This window comes from Methylobacterium sp. J-048, from assembly GCF_022829515.1.
Taxonomy (GTDB): domain Bacteria; phylum Pseudomonadota; class Alphaproteobacteria; order Rhizobiales; family Beijerinckiaceae; genus Methylobacterium.
Window position 1 is genome coordinate 66,254 of record NZ_JAKSYL010000134.1, and the last position, 17,491, is coordinate 83,744.

Annotated in this window: 16 protein-coding genes; 7 read left to right on the forward strand and 9 right to left on the reverse strand. The window is 70.4% G+C overall.

Annotation, left to right across the window (positions count from 1 at the left end):
- Nucleotides 1-28: 28 nt before the first annotated feature.
- Nucleotides 29-895 (forward strand): hypothetical protein, encoded by an 867-nt coding sequence (locus tag MKL09_RS12435; protein ID WP_244020496.1) that lies wholly within the window; start codon nucleotides 29-31, stop codon nucleotides 893-895.
- Between the two features lie 45 nt (nucleotides 896-940).
- Here MKL09_RS12435 and MKL09_RS12440 read toward each other — a convergent pair whose 3' ends face one another.
- Nucleotides 941-2,725, reverse strand: a complete 1,785-nt coding sequence (locus tag MKL09_RS12440; protein ID WP_244020498.1) for a DEAD/DEAH box helicase — start codon at nucleotides 2,723-2,725, stop codon at nucleotides 941-943.
- 265 nt (nucleotides 2,726-2,990) lie between these two features.
- Here MKL09_RS12440 and MKL09_RS12445 point away from each other — a divergent pair, with 265 nt between their 5' ends.
- Entirely contained in the window at nucleotides 2,991-4,082 is a 1,092-nt protein-coding gene (locus MKL09_RS12445; RefSeq protein ID WP_244020500.1) for a calcium:proton antiporter, read from the forward strand.
- On the opposite strand, the gene MKL09_RS12450 is transcribed toward MKL09_RS12445, so the two are convergent.
- Together MKL09_RS12450 and MKL09_RS12455 are read right to left on the reverse strand one after the other, a co-directional pair.
- Nucleotides 4,083-4,820 (reverse strand): FAD-binding oxidoreductase, encoded by a 738-nt coding sequence (locus MKL09_RS12450; RefSeq protein WP_244020502.1) that lies wholly within the window; start codon nucleotides 4,818-4,820, stop codon nucleotides 4,083-4,085. It abuts the gene before it with no gap.
- The gene (locus tag MKL09_RS12455; protein ID WP_244020503.1) at nucleotides 4,795-5,400 is read right to left on the reverse strand and encodes a sulfite oxidase-like oxidoreductase; all 606 of its coding nucleotides are present in this window, start codon (nucleotides 5,398-5,400) and stop codon (nucleotides 4,795-4,797) included. Before MKL09_RS12455 ends, MKL09_RS12450 begins: the two co-directional genes overlap by 26 nt.
- Before the next feature lie 151 nt (nucleotides 5,401-5,551).
- Between MKL09_RS12455 and MKL09_RS12460 the strand changes: the two genes are divergently transcribed.
- Entirely contained in the window at nucleotides 5,552-5,854 is a 303-nt protein-coding gene (locus tag MKL09_RS12460) for a hypothetical protein (RefSeq protein WP_243968586.1), read from the forward strand.
- Here the strand turns inward: MKL09_RS12460 and MKL09_RS12465 are convergent.
- The 3 genes from MKL09_RS12465 to MKL09_RS12475 all read right to left on the reverse strand — a co-directional run bounded on the left by MKL09_RS12465 (nucleotide 5,824) and on the right by MKL09_RS12475 (nucleotide 8,519).
- Nucleotides 5,824-6,789, reverse strand: a complete 966-nt coding sequence (locus MKL09_RS12465) for a DMT family transporter (RefSeq protein ID WP_244020504.1) — start codon at nucleotides 6,787-6,789, stop codon at nucleotides 5,824-5,826. The genes MKL09_RS12460 and MKL09_RS12465 overlap by 31 nt on opposite strands.
- The gene (gene infA / locus MKL09_RS12470; RefSeq protein ID WP_007561169.1) at nucleotides 6,789-7,064 is read right to left on the reverse strand and encodes a translation initiation factor IF-1; all 276 of its coding nucleotides are present in this window, start codon (nucleotides 7,062-7,064) and stop codon (nucleotides 6,789-6,791) included. The genes MKL09_RS12465 and infA overlap by 1 nt, the downstream gene beginning before the upstream one ends.
- A gap of 312 nt (nucleotides 7,065-7,376) precedes the next feature.
- A complete protein-coding gene (locus tag MKL09_RS12475) occupies nucleotides 7,377-8,519 on the reverse strand; it encodes a branched-chain amino acid ABC transporter substrate-binding protein (RefSeq protein WP_244020505.1) in 1,143 nt (380 codons plus the stop codon).
- A 230-nt stretch (nucleotides 8,520-8,749) separates the two neighbouring features.
- On the opposite strand from MKL09_RS12475, the gene MKL09_RS12480 reads away from it, so the two are divergent.
- The 3 genes from MKL09_RS12480 (at nucleotide 8,750) to MKL09_RS12490 (ending at nucleotide 13,383) form a co-directional block, all read left to right on the forward strand.
- On the forward strand, nucleotides 8,750-9,955 hold the full coding sequence (locus MKL09_RS12480) for an amino acid aminotransferase (protein ID WP_244020506.1): 1,206 nt from the start codon (nucleotides 8,750-8,752) through the stop codon (nucleotides 9,953-9,955).
- A gap of 4 nt (nucleotides 9,956-9,959) precedes the next feature.
- Nucleotides 9,960-10,997: a hydroxyacid dehydrogenase gene (locus tag MKL09_RS12485; protein ID WP_244020507.1), complete on the forward strand. Its 1,038-nt coding sequence runs from the start codon at nucleotides 9,960-9,962 to the stop codon at nucleotides 10,995-10,997.
- A gap of 256 nt (nucleotides 10,998-11,253) precedes the next feature.
- Nucleotides 11,254-13,383, forward strand: a complete 2,130-nt coding sequence (locus MKL09_RS12490; RefSeq protein ID WP_244020541.1) for a TonB-dependent siderophore receptor — start codon at nucleotides 11,254-11,256, stop codon at nucleotides 13,381-13,383.
- Nucleotides 13,384-13,395: 12 nt separating this feature from the next.
- On the opposite strand, the gene MKL09_RS12495 is transcribed toward MKL09_RS12490, so the two are convergent.
- The 3 genes from MKL09_RS12495 to MKL09_RS12505 form a co-directional block, all read right to left on the reverse strand.
- A complete protein-coding gene (locus MKL09_RS12495; protein ID WP_244020508.1) occupies nucleotides 13,396-14,193 on the reverse strand; it encodes a hydroxypyruvate isomerase family protein in 798 nt (265 codons plus the stop codon).
- 3 nt (nucleotides 14,194-14,196) lie between these two features.
- Nucleotides 14,197-14,868, reverse strand: a complete 672-nt coding sequence (locus tag MKL09_RS12500; RefSeq protein WP_244020509.1) for an aspartate/glutamate racemase family protein — start codon at nucleotides 14,866-14,868, stop codon at nucleotides 14,197-14,199.
- A gap of 95 nt (nucleotides 14,869-14,963) precedes the next feature.
- Nucleotides 14,964-16,052: a LacI family DNA-binding transcriptional regulator gene (locus tag MKL09_RS12505; RefSeq protein ID WP_244020510.1), complete on the reverse strand. Its 1,089-nt coding sequence runs from the start codon at nucleotides 16,050-16,052 to the stop codon at nucleotides 14,964-14,966.
- Between the two features lie 125 nt (nucleotides 16,053-16,177).
- Between MKL09_RS12505 and MKL09_RS12510 the strand changes: the two genes are divergently transcribed.
- Nucleotides 16,178-17,485: an alpha-hydroxy acid oxidase gene (locus tag MKL09_RS12510; RefSeq protein ID WP_244020511.1), complete on the forward strand. Its 1,308-nt coding sequence runs from the start codon at nucleotides 16,178-16,180 to the stop codon at nucleotides 17,483-17,485.
- The last annotated feature ends 6 nt before the right edge of the window (nucleotides 17,486-17,491 follow it).

Sequence of the window (17,491 nt, forward strand, 5' to 3'; positions counted from 1 at the left end):
CGTGCATCGTGTCTAGAGACCCCGGACCATGATCGATCTCGCCTTGGACCCGTCCGATACAAGACCGCATCGGTTTGAGGCGGCCCGTCCCGGGCGCAGGCCCAGCCTACGGCTCGTCCTCATCGGGCTGGTCGGCGCAAGTGCCATCGCCGGCTTCGGCGTCGCTGCCTCGACCCTGATGGCCGGGCTCGCGGCCCCCACGCCGATCAGGCGCGCACCGATCAGCCGGGCCGCGGACTGGCCCGAGCTGAAGGATGGCCTGCCGGCCGTGGCCGGCATCGCCCCGGCGGCCCCCGTCGCGGCGAAGCCCGCGGAGCCGGAAAAGCCGGCCCTGCGCATGGCATCGTTGCCGGAAGCGTTGGCGCCAGTTGCCTCGCCGGTTGCTGCGAGCCCGCCGGTTTCAGCTTCGGCGAAGGCCGTGCCCGTCGCCGCGCCGCCGACTGCCAAGAGCGTGGCCGTGCCCGAGGCGCCGACCAAGCGTATCCCCACCCCGACCCCGGTGACGCCGATCGCCGCCGCCCGTCAGGTCGTCGTGCCCCTGCCGCCAACCCGCACCGCGGCGCTGCAGCCCCCGCGTGCCTCCGAGACCGTGAAGGCACGCGACGTCGCCGTGTCCCCGATCGCGCCCGCGGCCAAGCCGGTCGCGACGACGCCGGCCGCAGCCTCGGCCGAAAAGCCTTCGCGCAAGGCGGTGGCCGTAACCAAGCCGCCCGTGGCGAAGAAGATCGCGGATGCCGCCAAGCCGGGCGCTGCGGCCGCGACCGTCGCGCAGGCGGAACCGGCCGACGAGGAGACCGAGGTGCTCGGCATCAAGCTCCCGTCCCTGGCGCCAGCCGGACGAAAGCTGAAGGAAAGCGTCGACGCGCTGGGCGACGCGGTTAAAAAAGTTTTCTGACATCACCGCCCGGGGGACGACGCCCCCGGGGATGATCCCAAAAGATCAGCTGCGGCCGGTGTTGCGGCCCGGCTTGGAATCGGGCCGGGGACCGGACCGCTCGGCGTGACGCTGGTGCTTGCCGGCCCGCGGGCTGGCGAACCCCTTCGGACCACTTGGGCCGCTCTTGCGCTCGGCCGGCCCAGCATCCCCGGCCAACGCCTCGACCTGGATCTCCGGCGAGCCGTTGCGAGCGAAAGCCTCGGCGAAGCGCGCCGCGGCGTTGCCGCGGATCTCGAACTTGGTCTCCCGATCGAAGATCCGGATCGCCCCGATCTCCTGGCGGCCGATGCCGCCGCGACGGGTGAGCATCGGCAGCAGGCGGCGCGGATCGGCGTTGTCGCGCCGGCCGAGATTGAGCCGGAACCACACCGCCGGCCCCAGAGCGGCGATCTGCTCCGGGTTCATCGGGTCATAGGGCGGGCGCTCGCTGACGCCGCGGGGGGCACGGCCCTCGCCGGGATCGCTGACCTCTTCCGGCGCCGGCAGGCGGGTGCGGTAGACCCGGGCCAGCAGGGCGGCGAGCTCTTCCGGCGTCTTGCCGGCGAGCAGGGCGCCGGCCAGCGCGACATCCTCCTCGGCCGGCGGCTCGGAGAAGAGCGGGTCGGAGAGCATGCGCTCGCCGTCGAGCTTCCGGATTTCGTCGGCCGAGGGCGGACCGGACCACTCCGGGCTGACCTTGGCGATGGCGAACATCTGCTCGGCGCGGCGGCGCCGGGAATTCGGGATCAGAAGCACCGAGGTGCCCTTGCGGCCGGCGCGGCCGGTCCGCCCGCTGCGGTGCTGGAGCACCTCGGCGTCGTGCGGCAGGTCGGCGTGGATGACCAGGCTCAAGCCGGGCAGGTCGATGCCGCGGGCAGCGACGTCGGTGGCGACGCAGACCCGGGCCCGGCCGTCGCGCAGTGCCTGGAGGGCGGCGTTGCGCTCGCCCTGTCCGAGTTCGCCCGAGAGCGCGACCACCGAGAAACCGCGCTCGGTCAGGCTTGCCTGGAGATGGCGCACCGCGTTGCGGGTGTTGCAGAACACGATCGCGGTGGGCGCATCCGCCTCGCGCAGGAGGTTGAGCACCACGTGCTCGGTCTCCCGGGGCATGATCCGCACCGCCCGGTAGGCGATGTCGGCGTGGCCCTTGCTCTCGCCCTTGATCGCCAGCCGCAGGGCGTTGCGCTGATAGCGCTCGGCCAGCGACTCGATCGCCTTCGGCAGGGTCGCGGAGAACAGGTAGGTCGCCCGCTCCGGGGGCGTCCCCGAGAGGATGAACTCGATATCCTCGCGGAAGCCGAGATCGAGCATCTCGTCGGCCTCGTCGAGCACGACGGCGCGCAGGGCCGTCGGGTCGAGGTTGCGGCGCTCCAGATGATCGCGCAGGCGGCCCGGGGTGCCGACCACGATGTGGGTGCCGTCGGCTAGCATCCGGGCCTCGCGGCGGGGATCCATGCCGCCGACGCAGGCGGTGACGCGCCCGCCGGCTGGGGCGTAGAGCCACAGCAGCTCGCGCTGGACCTGAAGCGCCAGTTCCCGGGTCGGAGCGATCACCAGGGCGAGCGGCGCACCGGGTGGTGGCAGCGTCTCGCCCTCGCCAGCGCCGTCATCGCCGGTTTTGCCGAAGAACATGTCGGCCATGGCGAGACCGTAGGCCACGGTCTTGCCGGAGCCGGTCTGGGCGGAGACGAGGAGGTCGCGGGCGCCGGCGGCCGCTTCCAGCACCGCGGCCTGGACCGGGGTGGGATCGGCGTAGCCGCGCTCGGACAGGGCCCGCGCGAGGGGGGCGGGCAGGGTCGGGAAGGGCAAGTTTCGGGAACTCTCAACGGCCGCGCCGCGCCCGGCAGCGCGCCATCGCGCGGCGGAGGAATCAGGCACCGGACTTTATTCGGGTTCCAGATGGTAGCGCCAACCGAGCCGGCTGACCACTCCCGCCACGGCATGGGCCGGTTGCGCGCGCTCAAAACGGTGCGGCGAGTTGGCAACCCTGGCCTTACCGGTCGTCTGACCTAAGACACGGTCTAGTTCTGTGCATCGCACGATCCAAGCGATCTGACCGGAGACGACGAAGGCCATGACGGGAGCCCTGCGGCTGGCGGTGGCGTGGGCGACGGTCCTCGCCTTCGCCTGGTTCGGAACGACCTGGCTCGGCGACCTGGCACAGCCCTGGTTCGCGGGCGGCCTGTTCGCGTGGCTGCTCGCGGTCATCGTCTGGTCGGCCTTCGGGGTTGTTCACGAGGCGGAGGATCTGGCCCATCGGCTCGGCGAGCCCCTGGGCACCCTGGTGCTGACCCTGGCGATCGTGATCATCGAGGTGGCGCTGATCTCCGCCGTGATGCTCTCGGCCAAGGAGGCGCCGACGCTTGGCCGCGACACGATGTTCGCCGTGCTGATGATCGTGCTGAACGGCGTGGTCGGCCTCGGGCTTCTGGTCGGCGGCCTGCGCCACCACCAGCAGAGCTACAACCTGCAGGGGGCCTCGGCCTTCCTGTCGGTGATCATCCCGCTGACCACCATCGCGCTGATTATCCCGAACTTCACCAGCTCGACCGCCGACGGCACCCTGACCACCCTCCAGGCGGTGACCTTCTCGGTGTTCACCCTGGCGCTCTACGGCGTGTTCCTGCTGATCCAGACCAGCCGCCACAGCGATTTCTTCCAGGATGCGGACGAGGCGGCGGAAGCCGAGTCCGGCGCGGGTTCGATCTCGGGCGGCGGGGTCGCCAAGCACGTCGTCCTGCTGCTCGCCAACGTCGTGCCGATCGTGCTGCTGGCGAAAAGCCTAGCGGTCATCCTCGACCACGGCATCGCGGCCCTGGGCGCGCCCTCGGCGCTCGGAGGCGTGCTGATCGCCGCCATCGTGTTCACTCCGGAGGCGATCTCGGCGCTCAAGGCCATCGCCCGCAACGAGCTACAGCTGGCGATCAACCTGTGCCTGGGGGCGGCCACCTCGACGGTCGGCCTCACGGTGCCGGCGATCCTTACCATCGGCCTGCTCACCGGCCAGACCGTCGTGCTCGGCCTCAAGCCCACCGAGATGACGCTGCTCGCGGTGACGCTGATCCTGAGCATGCAGACCTTCTCGGGCCTGCGCACCACGATGCTCGAGGGCGCGGTGCACCTCGTGGTGTTCTTCGTCTATCTCGTGCTGATCTTCAGCCCCTGATCAGGCCCCGAACCGCTCGGTGCGGATCACGCCCGCCGGGACGCCCTCCGCCAGGATCAGGTCCGAGGCTGCAGCGACGAAGCGGTTCGAGCCGCAGAGAAAGACCTTTTCCGGCCGTCCGATCCGCGCCAGGGCAACGGCCACCAGGGCGGCGTCGATCCGCCGGCCGCCGGCATCCCGGGTGGTGGTGAGGTGCAGCGAGAAGCCGATGCCGTCGTCGGCCAGGCGCTCCAGCTCGGGCAGAGCGATCGCCTCCTCCCGGGTGCGGGCGGAGTAGATCAGGGCCGCCGGGATCTGCGGGGCGACGAGCGCGCGCCGCCTCAGCATCGCCAGCAGCGGCACCACGCCGGATCCGCCGGCTCCCAGCAGCAGCGGGCCGCCGTCCGGGCCATCCCAGGAGAACGAGCCGCCGATCGGCCCGCGCAGCTCGACCCGGTCGCCGATTTCTGCGGCCTGCGAGAACCAGCCCGAGACCTCGCCGTCGGGCAAAGCCTCGACCATCAGCTCGAGGGTGCCGCTGCCGTCGGGCGCCGAGGCGATCGAGTAGCTGCGCTGGGCTTGGTAGCCGTCCTCGGCGGTCAGCCGGACATCGACGTGCTGGCCCGCGCGGTATGCGTTCGCCAGATCGCAGCGCAGCCGAAAGCTGTTCACCCGCGGGGTGACGGGTGCGATGGCGGTGATCTCGGCGTGGTGCCAGCGGAAGACGATCGGCTCAGTCACCGGTGTAGCGCTGCTCACGCCAGGGATCCCCGTACATGTGGTAGCCGCGCAGCTCCCAGAAGCCGGCCGTGTCGGTCTGGGTGAAGCGCAGGCCCTTCACCCATTTGGCGCTCTTCCAGAAGTAGAGATGCGGCACCAGCAGCCGCGCCGGGCCGCCATGGTCCGGGTGGATCGGCTGGCCGGCATAGCGGGTCGCCACCATGGCGCGGCCGTTCACGAGGTCGGCCACCGGCACGTTGGTGGTGTAGTCGTCGAAGGATTCCGCCAGGAGATACCCGGTCGGCGCCGTGATGCCGGCATCGGCCAGCAGGTCGTCGAAGCTCACGCCCTCCCAGGCGGTGTCGAACTTCGACCACTTGGTGACGCAGTGGATGTCCCCCTGCCAGGTGGTGCGGGGCAGCGCCTCGAAGTCTTCCCAGCTCCACGCCTTGATCGGCCGCGAGCCCACGCGCAGCGTGAACCGCCAGGTGGCGAGATCGACCGTCGGGTTGGGGCCGATCTGCAGGATCGGGAAATCGTCGGTGAGATATTGGCCGGGCGGGATGCGCGCGCCGGTCTCGGGCGGCTGCCTGCGCCCGACGAAGCCCCGTGTCACCATGCCGGCCTCCGCTTGATAGGTCCCGCCCCGGGGTTTGGTGCGTCGGAACACCCCACGTCAAGCCGGGATGTGCGGCCGAACAAACGCCCCAAAGCTGGGATGTGGTAGTCGGGCTATCTCGGATCGAATCGCACCCATCAGGGGGAATGTCATGAAGTACCTTCTCGCGACGAGCCTCATCGTCGGGAGCCTCGCCACCCTCGCGCCGGCCGCCCAGGCCCGTGACGGGATCGGCGCGGGCGGCGCGGCCGCCCTCGGCGTGCTCGGCGGTCTCGCGGTCGGCGGCGCCATCGCGTCGTCCAACAACGGCTACTATCCCGGCCGCCCGGTCTATCGCGCCCCGCCGCCGGTCTACGTGGAAGAGGATTACGGTCCGGTCTGCCACTTCGAGCGCCGCCGCACCGTCGATCCATACGGCGACGTCTACATCCGACGCGTGCGCGTCTGCGAATAAGCGGCTTCGGGGGTCGCCTCGGCGGCGAGCGCCGGCTTCAGGCGCTCGGCACAGGCGATCCCCCCGAGCACCAGGGCCAGGGCGATGGCTTGCGTCGCTCCGAACGGCTCGCCGACCAGCAGGACGGCGAGGATCGCGCCGAAGATCGGCACGAGGTTGACGAACAGGCCGGCCCGGTTCGGGCCGATCAGCTCGACCCCGCGCATAAAGAACAGTTGCGCTAGCAGCGACGGCCCGAGGCCGACGAAGGCGACCATCGCCCAGCCCTCCAGGCCCGGCCAGACCGCGTGACCCGTGGCCCACTCGACGGCGAGCGGCGGCAGCGACGTGACGAAGGCGGCGATCGCCATGGCGGCGAAGAACGCCAGGGCCGACACCTTCGGGCGCATCGGCAGGAAGATGGTGTAGCCCGCATAGAGCAGGCAGGCGCCGAACACGAGCACGTCGCCCCGGTTGAAGTCGAGGCGCGTCAGCACCGTCCAGTCACCGTGGGTCGCCGCGATGCCGGCGCCGATCAGCGTCAGGACCACGCCGATCATCTGGCCGGCGGTGACCGGCACCCGGTAGGCCAGACGATTCATCACGATCACCAAGACCGGGATCGCCCCCTGGAACAGCGCCAGGTTGACCGCGCCGGTATGGACGCCGGCAGCGTAGAACAGGCAGTTGAAGGCCGTGTAGCCGAGGCCGCCCATCAGCAGGATGCGCAGCCAGTGCGGCCGCAGGAGCGGCCATTCCGCCACGAGCCGGCGCCCCGCGAACGGCGCGAGCACCGTGCAGGCCACCGCCCAGCGCAGCGTCGTGATAACCTGCGGCGAGACATGGCCCGGAGCCCAACGGCTGCTGACCGCGTTTCCGGCCCAGAGCAGGGCCGTGAGGGTGAGGAGCAGATAGGCCGGCGCGACCGAGGAGACCCGGGTCGCGCGCGCGGCCATCAACGGCGGCGGAACTGACCGCCCCGCACCTGCGGACGCGGGCCCGCGGAACGCTCGTCCTTGTGACGGAACACGAGGCGCCCCTTCTCGAGATCGTAGGGCGACATCTCGACCGTGACCCGGTCACCCGCCAGCGTCTTGATGCGGTTCTTCTTCATCTTGCCGGCCGTGTAGGCCACGATCTCGTGGCCCTGGTCGAGCTGCACGCGGTAGCGCGCGTCCGGCAGGATCTCGATCACGAGACCGTCGAACTGCATCAATTCTTCTTTCGCCATGCACCTTCTCCAGTCGGACCGTCCGGCAGCAGGCGTTCCGGCAAAACTTCTACGGCTGTCATCAAGCTCGGGAAACGCCGCAGGGCGCGGATCCGATCCGACGGACGGTCCGCGCCTGCTGAGCGACGCAGCCCGCATTTAGTCGTCGCACGATCCCGCGGCAAGTCACGCCGCACGCATCGGACTGGATATCGAGCCCTGGATGACGCGCGCGGGCGCTGATTTGGCGTCATCTTTTGCGAAAGCCGGCGGCGATCTTCGGGATGAGGCTCCGGGACTGCATCTCGAATCGTGGGCCTGACCGGCCCGTCTTCACGGGCCGGAGACGTCGTTGCCGATGTAATCGAGGCGCCCGTCGGGCGTCCGGCGCCAGACCCGCAACGTGACGGCGCCGGCGGCCCGGTCGCCGCGTTCGTCGAATGCGACCGGGCCGAGGATCGTGCGCACGGGCTGGGGGCCGTGCAGGGCCTCGGCGACTTTGCGGCCGTCCGGGATGCGCCCAGCCTTCGGATCCGCCGCGCGGGCGTGCTCCAGCGCCTGGGCCAGAACCTCCACCGCGGCGTAGCCCGAGGCCGCCACGCTCTCGGCCTCGGCACTGCGCGGAAGTGCCTTGCCGCCCTTCGGATCGGGCAGGCGCGGCGGATCGGGCGGCAGGGTCATCACGGTCCCCTCCCCGGCCGGACCGGCCAGAACCGCGAAGGCGGGATCGAGGATGCCGTCGCTCGCCACCAGCGGGGCGCCGATGGCGGCCTCGCGCAGGGCGCGGACGAGCGTGGCAGCCTCCGGGGCGAGGCCGCCGAAATACACCGCCTCCACTCGCGCCGCCTTCAGCCGCGCGACCAGATCGGACAGGTCGTGGGTCCCGCGCGGAAAGCCGTCGAACAGCACCTCCGGAGTGCCGGCCTCCTTCAGGCGCGCAGCCACCGCCTCGGCGAGGCCGCGCCCATAGGTCGAGCGGTCGTTGAGGATGGCGACCCGCCGCCCGGCGAACGCCTTGGCGAGATAGCTCCCCGCCGCCCGCCCCTGCTGGGCGTCGCTCGGAGCCAGCCGGAACAGGGTCCCCAACCCGCGGCCGGTCAGGGGCGCATAGGTGGCGCCGGGCGCGACCAGCACGGCGCCCGCTTCCTCGTAGACCGACGCCGCCGCGGCGACCGCCGCGGATCCGAACGGCCCGACCACGAAGCGCACGCCGTCGGCCGTGAACTTCTTCGCGGCGGCGGCAGCCTGCCTGGGGTCGCCGGCATCGTCGGCCGGCACGAGGGCGAATTTCGGCCGCCCGCCGCCGGCCCGGTTGAGGTCGGCCACCGCCTGCTCGGCGCCCTGCCGCAGGCCCTGGCCGAAGGCGGCATCCGGCCCCGAGAGCGGCGCCGACAGGCCGATCCGCACGGGGGCCTGCGCGGCGGCCGGGGCCGCGGCGAGGAGGCCGACGCATATCAGGACGTGGCTCTGCTTCATCACCTCACGTTAGGGGCAGCCGCACCACGCGGGAAGCGTGCATCGACCTCGGCGCGGGCACGGTTCGGTTTCAAAACCCGTTCATCCTTGAGCGGATCGGGACGCTGCCGCGCGCGGAAGCGCTGGCGGGCGAGCGCGATGTGAGAAATAAGGCCATCGGCCGGCCCGCGACTTTGAAGAGAACCGCCCGCTCGCGCCGCATCGAAGACCCTCTGGGACGATTGACGATCATGACCTCGCTGTTCGCCGGCATCCAGGACGCGCCGCTCGACCCGATCATGCGCCTGTTCGAGGCCTTCAACGCCGACACGAGCACGAAAAAGCTCAACCTCGTGGTCGGGGTCTACACGGATGCCGACGGCAAGGTGCCGCGCCTGCGCGCCGTGCAGACCGCCGAGAAGCGCTGGATCGAGAAAGGCCTGCCGAAGACCTACCGGCCGATCGAGGGCACCAAGCCGTTCCGCGACGCGGTCCAGGCCCTGCTGTTCGGTGCGGGCGCCCCGATCTTGTCGCAGAACCGCACCGCCACGCTCCAGAGCATCGGCGGCACCGGCGCCCTGAAGACCGGCGCCGACGTGCTGGCCCGGCTGAAGCCCGGCGCCACCGTGGCGGTGAGCAACCCGAGCTGGGAGAACCACAAGGCGCTGTTCACCCAGGCCGGCTTCACGGTCGTCGACTATCCCTACTTCTCGGCCGAGACCGGCGGCGTCGATTACCCGGCGATGCGCGTTTACCTCGAGGGCCTGCCGAAGGGCTCGATCGTGGTGCTGCACGCCTGCTGCCACAACCCGACGGGCGCCGACCTGACGCCCGACGAGTGGAGCGATCTGGCGCCCCTGCTCGCCGAGCGCGGCCTCATCCCGTTCCTCGACATCGCCTACCAGGGTTTTGGCGACGGCCTCGACGCGGATGCCGCGCCGGTGCGGCTGTTCGCCGAATCCGGCCAGGAATTCCTGGTCGCCTCGTCGTTCTCGAAGTCGTTCTCGCTCTACGGCGAGCGCGTCGGCGCCCTGACGATCGTGGCCGAGACCCCGGCCATGAAAACCAAGGTCGAGGCCTTGGCCAAGCGTCTGGTGCGGGCGAGCTACTCGAACCCGCTGACCCATGGCGCGGCCATCGTCGAGATGGTGCTGACCGATCCGGAGCTGCGCGCCGACTGGGAGCGGGAGCTCGCCGAGATGCGCGAGCGGATCCGGTCCATGCGGGTGCGCATGGCCGACAGCCTGCAGCAGCGCCACCCCGAGCGCGGCTTCGACGCCATCAAGGTGCAGAAGGGTATGTTCTCCTACACCGGCCTGACCCCCGCGGAGGCCACGCGCCTGCGCGAGGAGCACGAGGTCTACGCCCTCGAGACCGGCCGGATTTGCGTGGCGGCGGTCAACACCCACAACATCGACCACGTGGTCGATGCGATCGACGCCGTCGTGAACGGGTGACCCGATGGCGGCCCTCAAGCGCGTCTGCCGGTTCAATCTCTGGATCAACCCGGTCTTCGACGCGCGGCTGAGGGCCGAGCCGGACATCGACCTGCAGGTCGGCGACCTGCAGGGCCCGGCGGAGACGCTCGAGGCGCTGCTGGCGCAGGCTCATGTCTTCCACGTCTCGCCGGCCCGGGACGAGCTGCCCCGCCGCTGGCACGTGACGGACGAACTGCTGGCCGGCTGCCCGAACCTGCTCGCGGTCTCCTCGGGCGGGGCGGGCTTCGACACGGTGGACGCGGCCGCCTGCACCCGGGCGGGCGTCGCCGTGGTCAACCAGGTCGGCGGCAATGCCCGCTCGGTGGCGGAGCTCGCCATCGGCCTGATGCTCGCAATCTCCCGCAAGATCTGCGTCTCGGACCGGCTGCTGCGGACGGAACGGGGCTTCTCCCGGGAATCGCTGATGGGCCACGAGATCGGCGGCGCGACCCTCGGCCTCGTCGGCATCGGCCATACCGGCCGGGAGGTCGCCAAGCTCGCCCGCGGCTTCGACATGCGGGTTTTGGCCTACGACCCGCTGCTCTCTTCCGACGAGATCCGAGCCCGCGGCGCCGAGCCGGTGGACCGGGCGCGCCTGCTCGCTGACTCCGACATCGTGTCCCTGCATTGTCCGCTCGACGACACGACGCGCGGCAGCTTCGACGCCGAGACCTTCGCCGCCATGAAGCCGGGGGCGCTGTTCATCACCACGGCCCGGGGCGGGGTGCACGACGAGGCAGCTTTGGCCGACGCGCTGGCCTCCGGCCATCTGGCGGGGGCCGGCCTCGACGTCTGGGCACCGGAGCCGCCGCCGCTGGACGCCCCCCTGCTCCAGTTCGACACGGTGGTGGCGACCTACCACACCGCCGGCGTCACCCACGAGGCGCGCCGCAACGTGGCGGCCTGGGGCGCCGAGCAGATCGTCGGCCTCCTGCGGGGCGAGACCCCGCCGCGCCTGGTCAACCCGGAGGTCTGGCCCTCGGTGCTGGAACGCCGGGCGCGGCTGCTCGGCGTCGGGTAGAGCAAGCGGCCTGGGCCCACGACCGCGATGTTGCCTGGGAGCAACAGGTCGGCACCGTCTCGACGCAGCTTCGAATTTTCGTAAGCTAATCCGCAGGCAGATCGAAGTCGTTCCAAGTTCCGTGCCGCCCAATGTGCGCTCGGAAAGCTTGACCACGTCGCTCCCACTCCACCATCTCGGCGGCCTCGACGTAGCGTGGCCTTAGAACGTGGCAACAAACACTCCCCGATCCAAACCTGAAATTTCATATCCAAAAATAATAGCTGTCGTTTCAGCCTTTGTTATTGGAAATACCGCACTTCTCAACCCAGATAGCGCCTCCGCGAAACCTGCACCTGACACGAATCACGAGGTCCTGCTTGAAGAGCTCTCCGTCACCGGCCAGGGCGGCGGCGCCTCCCGGGCTCCGGACGGCTACGCCCCGTCTCGGAGCGTCAGCGCCACCCGCACCGACACGCCCTTGCGTGATGTCCCGCAGACGGTGGTACCAGTTTCCCGGCAGGTGCTGGAGGATGCCGCGGCCACGCGGATCGACACCGCCCTCGACCTAGCCGGCGTTGGCCGCTCCAATAATTTCGGCGGCCTGGGTCTGACCGAAGTCACGATCCGCGGCTTCTCCGTGTTCGATTACTATCGCAACGGCTTCCCGATCAATCGCGGCTACCCGAACACGCCCGATGTCGTCGCGATCGAGCGGATCGAGGTGCTGAAGGGGCCCTCCGCCTTCCTGTACGGCCGCGGCGATCCCGGCGGCACCTTCAACATCGTGACCAAGCAGCCCCTGGCCGAGCGGTCGCTGGCGATCGGGACGCAATTCGGCAGCTATGGCGCCAAGCGCAGCACCTTCGATGCCACCGGAGCTCTCGACGAGAGCGGCCAGGTTCTCGCCCGCATCACCGGCGCGGTGGAGGACAACGGCAGCTTTCGCGACTACGTGAGCGGTGACCGCTACCACGTCGCCCCCGTCCTGGCCTGGAAGCCCAGCGCGGACACGACGATCACCCTGGAAGGCGCGTTCGTCAGCACCGGCACGACCTTCGACCGCGGCATCGTTCCCCTCCTGGGCCGGCTGCGGAACGTGCCGCGCTCCCGCTTCCTCAGCGAGCCCGGCTTGCCGCCAAGCCAGGTGCAGGATGCCCTCGGTCAGCTGCGGATCGAACACCGGTTCGACCAGGACTGGGTCCTCACCGCCGGCGCCCAGGTACTCGGCGGCACCTTGAAGAGCTGGGGCGTCGGCGCCGCGGCCAATGGTTTCCTGCCGGACGGCCGCACCCTGCGGCGGAACCTGGAATGGCGTGACCTGACCTGGTCCGACACCGACCTGCAGCTCAACCTCGCGGGCAAGTTCGAGACCGGGTTCCTGCACCACACCCTGCTGCTCGGCCTCGAATACGACCGCTACCGCTACCGGGAACTCTTCGACCGCTCGAACGCCGCGCCCTATCCGTTCCTGCTCGATGTGCTGGCGCCGCGCTACGGCCAGGCGCTGCCGCGCAGCCTGCCCACCATCACCAACTTCCTGCAGCACACCGAGAGCTACGCCGGCTACGTCCAGGACCAGATCGACATCACGCCCCGGCTGCACGCCCTGGTCGGGGTCCGGGTCGAGGATGTTGGACAGGACTCGACATCCTACCCCGCGAACCGCACCACGAACCTGCGGGGCACGGAGGCGCTGCCGCGCTTCGGCTTGGTCTACGACCTGTCCGACGCGGTCTCCGTCTACGGAAACTACGCGCGCTCGTTCAAGCCCAGCACCGCATTGGACCGGCGCGGCCAGCCCCTCGCCTTCGAGGGGGGCGAGGGCTACGAGGTCGGCGTGAAGGTCGGCCTGCTCGATGGCCGGCTGAACGCCACCGCGGCGGTATTCGACATCCGGCGCACCAACGTCCCGACCACGGACCCGCTCGATTCCGCCTTCAGCGTCGCCACCGGCGTGGTTCAGAGCCGCGGCTTCGATCTCACCGTGGCGGGCGAGCTGGCGCCCGGCCTGCGCGCGATCGGCACCTACACCCATGTCGATGCGGCGGTGGCGCGGGACAATTCGATCCCGGTCGGGACCCGGCTCGCCAACGTCCCGGCCAACAGCCTCGCCCTGCAGGCGGTCTACGAGATCCAGGGCGGCGCCCTGAAGGGGCTCGGCTTCGGGGGTGGGCTCAACGTCGTCGGAAAGCGCGCCGCCGGGACGGCCCTGTCGACCTTCACGATGCCCGCCTACACGGTGGTGAACCTGATCTCGTATTATCAGATCACCCCGGATGTCCGGGTCTACCTCAACGTCGACAACCTGCTCGACGCGACCTACTACGACCGTGCTTTCCAGAACCGCTACGCCACCCCGGGCCAGCCACGCACCATCATGGGCGGCGTCGCGGCGCGGTTCTGAGGGTCGCCGGCCCTACCCCGAGGCCGCCCGCATCCAGCCGAGGCCGGCCTCGGTGCCGGCGGCCGGGTGGTACTCGCAACCGACGAAGCCGGCATAGCCCACCGCCTCCAGGGCCTCGAAGATCGGCTCGAACGCGATGGTGCCGGTGCCGGGCTCGTGCCGGCCCGGATCGTCGGCGATCTGGACATGGGCGATCAGCGGCGCGTGCGCCCGGATCAGCGCCGCCGGATCGTGACCGAGGCAGACACAGTGATAGGCGTCGAACAGCAGCTTGACGTTGTCCCGACCGATCGCCCGGATCGCCTCGACGGCCTTCAGCGGATCGTCGATCACGTAATCGGCGATCGAGCCTGGGCCGATCGGCTCGACGATCACGGTCATGTCGCGCGCCTTGGCGGCGTCGGCCGCGAAGGCGAGGTTGTCGAGATAGGTGTCCCACAGCCGCACGTCCTCGACCCCGGCGGGCCGGACACCGGCCATCGGGTGGACCATGCGGCAACCAAGCTGCTCCACGTAATCCAGGGTGGGCGCGATGGTGGAGCGGTAATAGGCGACCTTGTCCGGCAGGGCCGCGAAGCCCTTCTCGCCCTTGGACGCGTCGCCGGCCGGAAACCCGGTCTGGACCAGCGGCACGCCGGCCCGATCGAGCCAACCCGCCACCTCCCGGGCCGGAGTCGCGAACAGGTTCGGGTGCTCCACGGCCCGGAACCCGGCCTTGGCCGCGGCGGCGAACCGCTCCGGCAGGGGCAGCTCCGTGAACAGGAAGCCGCAATGGCCGCTCAGGCGGTCGGAGAAGGCACCGAGCTTCATGGGTCAGGCCCTCTCAGCCGTCTCGATCATCGCGCGCATTCGGTCCACCGCCGCGTGGGGTGCGGTCAGGACCGGGACAGCGACGGCGGCGCGCACCGCCTCGGCCGCCCGGGAGGTCGAGAAATGCGCCAGCATGATCGCGTCGCACTCGGAGAGCTCCGGCGCGCGCTCGGCGATGAGCCGGTTGTGGGTCTCGGCGTCGCCGGCACGCAGGCGCGCCATGGCGTCGTCCACCAGGATCGTGCGCAGGGTCGCGGGCCGGCCGGCCTGGCCGACGAATTCCTCGAACTCGTCGGTCATGGTGCCGATCGAGGGGCCGAAGGTCGCCAGCATGCCGATACGCTGCCCCTGCGCGATGGCGGCGCGGAACATCGCCTCGTTCGGCTTGAGCACCGGCACCGGCACGGTCTCGCTCAGCCGGTCGATGGCCGGCCCGAAGGCCGAGCAGGTGATCAGGATGCCGTCGGCGCCCATGTCGTGGCCGTAGCGCCCGAACCGGACGAACCGGTCGATCATGCCTTCGGAGATCGCGCCGGGCTCCTTGGCCCGATCGAGGGACAGGCCGTCATCCAGCAGGTTGACCGTCTCGGCCTCGGGCCAGCGCTCCGTGAAGGCGGCCTGGATCGGAGCCATCGCGACCGGCGTCGCGTGCAGAAGGACGATGCGGGGGGCCATGCTGTCTCCCGGGATGTGGCGCCGTTCGGCGTCCGGTCGCCGTTGACGGTCTTGTAAGCGATTTCAAAGCGGTGGCAAGATATCTCCGATCCACCTCAGTCGAGGGTCGGTTTCCGCGGGGGCGCGGTGCTGGCACGCAGGATCAGCTCGGCGTCGATCTGGGTGAGGCGCACCACCGGGCGGCCCTGCATCCGGGCGATCAGGTGGTCACCGGCGGCGTGGCCGATCTCGGCGGAATGAATCCGGATCGTGGTCAGCGCCGGATCGAGGAAGGGCGCGAAGTCGGAATCGTTGTGGCCGATCACCGAGAGGTCGCCGGGCACGTCGAGCCCCCGGGCCCGGGCCTCGATCATCGCACCGAAGGCGATCTGGTCGGTGCCGCAGATGATCGCGGTGGGCGGCGGGCCGCCGGCGAGCATCTGGCGGAAGCCGTCGCGGCCGCCGCCGATGCCGTATGAGATCTCGATGTCGTGCTCCGGGGCGAGCGTCAGGCCGCGGGCCGCCAGCGCCTGGGCGATGCCGGTGACGCGGGCGCCGCCGCGGTCGTTGTCCTTGCGCAGGCCGGAGATCACGCCGATGCGGCGATGGCCGAGATCGATCAGGTAATTCGCTGCCCGGGCCGCGGAGGCGGCGTTGTCGAAGCCGACACAGGGGCGCTCGCGCGACAGGCTGAAGGTCTGCACCATCGGGATGCCGTGCCGGGCGATGCGCGTATGGAGATCCGGATGGTGAATGTCGCCGACCAGCATCAGCCCGTCGACGCCGCGTTCCAGCAGGAAGGTCGCCTCGCGCAGCTCGTCCTCGAGGTCGTAGCCGGCATTGGCCGCGACCAGGGTGTAGCCCGCCTGACGCAGCCGCTCCTGGAAGCTCGACAGGACGCGCACGAACGCCTCGTTCTCGATGTTGGGCACCACGGCGCCCACCGCCATGAACCGGCGGGTCGAGAGCGCCCGGGCGGCACCGTTGGCGACGAAGCCGAGATCCTGGGCGGCCCGCATCACCGCCTCCCGCTTGTCGGCCCGGACCCCGGCCGAGCCGTTCAACACCCGGGACACCGTCGCGGTGGAGACCCCCGCGCGATGGGCCACATCCCGCGCCACGGGGCTGCGCGACAGGGGTTCGAGGATCTCTTCCGGCACGTCCAGCACTGAAATCCGACTCTCCTCGGCGAACACCGCCCGCATCGCTGTTCGCAGCACGGACCGGCAGTATATTGACACTGCCTGGCGATGCTGGCTATCTGAAAGCGCTTTCAAAACGCTGTCCAGCCCGGGGGGATCCGGGCTGGATGGAATCCAGGGAGGAACGGATGGCGACGTTCGACCAGCCGGCTTCCGGCACAGTGGCGACGGGGCGCGACTCGGCCATTGTGGACCAGGCCGATGCCGAGGCGCCGGGCATCGCAGGCCCGCAGGCCCTGGTCACAAGCCTCAAGCGCAGCGACGCTGTCACGCCCTACCGGTTCCGCGACCTGCTGGCGCTCGACGATTTCGAGCGCCACGCCAAGCGGCTCCTGCCGCACATGATCTTCCAGTACGTGGCCGGCGGCGCCGAGACCGGAGCCGCCCTGGCCCATAGCCGCGGGGCTTACGCCGATTACGCGTTCCTGCCGCGGCTGATGCGCGACAGCTCTGCGCGCGACACCAGTACGGAGCTGTTCGGCCACACCTACGCGGCTCCCTTCGGGGTCGGGCCCCTCGGCGGGGCCGCGTTCATCGCCTATCGGGGCGACATCGTCCTGGCCGAAGCGGCGCGGCGGATGAACCTGCCGATGATCCTCAGCGCCTCCTCGCTGATCAAGCTGGAGGACGTTTTTGCGCAGAACCCGCAGGCCTGGTTCCAGGGCTACCTGCCGGGCGACCAGACCCGGATCGACCGCCTGCTCGACCGCGTGGCGGCCACCGGCTACCGGACCTTCGTGGTGACCGCCGACACCCCGACCCTGGGCAACCGCGAACACAACACCCGCAGCGGCTTCTCGATGCCGATCAAGGTCACGCCCAAGGTCGCGTGGCAGAGCGCGACCCACCCGCGCTGGCTGCTGGGCACCGTCGCCCGGACCTTCCTCAAGCACGGCGCCCCGCATTTCGAGAACACCGAGGCGACCCGCGGCCCGCCGATGATGTCGCAAGGGGCGGTGCGCAACACCATCGCCCGGGACCAGCTCTCCTGGAAGAACCTGGAGGCGATCCGCAAGCGCTGGTCCGGCAACCTCCTGGTGAAGGGTCTGCTCGCCCCTGAGGATGTCGAGATCGCGAAAGACTGCGGCGCCGACGGCGTCATCCTGTCGACCCATGGCGGGCGCCAACTCGACCACGCCATCGCACCCCTCGACGTGCTGCCGGAGATCGCCGCCCGGAAGGGCAGCCTCAAGATCATCATCGACAGCGGCATCCGCCGCGGCACCGACGTGATGAAGGCGCTGGCGCTGGGCGCCGACTTCGTCCTGCTCGGCCGGCCGTTCATGTTCGGCGCCGCGCTCGGCGGGGCGGCGGGGGTCGAGCATGCCATGCGGATCCTCAAGGAGGAGCTCAACCGCGACATGGCGCTGATCGGGGTGAACCGCCTGTCCGAGCTGAACCCGGATTTCCTGCGCCGCGTCCCGCGGCGGACCTGACCCGGA

Bases quoted from the DNA above. Each gene is read 5' to 3' on its own strand.
- MKL09_RS12435 (WP_244020496.1), top strand. From the start codon at position 29: ATGATCGATCTCGCCTTGGACCCGTCCGATACAAGACCGCATCGGTTT.
- MKL09_RS12445 (WP_244020500.1), top strand. From the start codon at position 2,991: ATGACGGGAGCCCTGCGGCTGGCGGTGGCGTGGGCGACGGTCCTCGCC.
- MKL09_RS12455 (WP_244020503.1), bottom strand. From the start codon at position 5,400: ATGGTGACACGGGGCTTCGTCGGGCGCAGGCAGCCGCCCGAGACCGGC.
- MKL09_RS12460 (WP_243968586.1), top strand. From the start codon at position 5,552: ATGAAGTACCTTCTCGCGACGAGCCTCATCGTCGGGAGCCTCGCCACC.
- MKL09_RS12465 (WP_244020504.1), bottom strand. From the start codon at position 6,789: ATGGCCGCGCGCGCGACCCGGGTCTCCTCGGTCGCGCCGGCCTATCTG.
- infA (WP_007561169.1), bottom strand. From the start codon at position 7,064: ATGGCGAAAGAAGAATTGATGCAGTTCGACGGTCTCGTGATCGAGATC.
- MKL09_RS12475 (WP_244020505.1), bottom strand. From the start codon at position 8,519: ATGAAGCAGAGCCACGTCCTGATATGCGTCGGCCTCCTCGCCGCGGCC.
- MKL09_RS12480 (WP_244020506.1), top strand. From the start codon at position 8,750: ATGACCTCGCTGTTCGCCGGCATCCAGGACGCGCCGCTCGACCCGATC.
- MKL09_RS12485 (WP_244020507.1), top strand. From the start codon at position 9,960: ATGGCGGCCCTCAAGCGCGTCTGCCGGTTCAATCTCTGGATCAACCCG.
- MKL09_RS12495 (WP_244020508.1), bottom strand. From the start codon at position 14,193: ATGAAGCTCGGTGCCTTCTCCGACCGCCTGAGCGGCCATTGCGGCTTC.
- MKL09_RS12500 (WP_244020509.1), bottom strand. From the start codon at position 14,868: ATGGCCCCCCGCATCGTCCTTCTGCACGCGACGCCGGTCGCGATGGCT.
- MKL09_RS12505 (WP_244020510.1), bottom strand. From the start codon at position 16,052: ATGCGGGCGGTGTTCGCCGAGGAGAGTCGGATTTCAGTGCTGGACGTG.
- MKL09_RS12510 (WP_244020511.1), top strand. From the start codon at position 16,178: ATGGCGACGTTCGACCAGCCGGCTTCCGGCACAGTGGCGACGGGGCGC.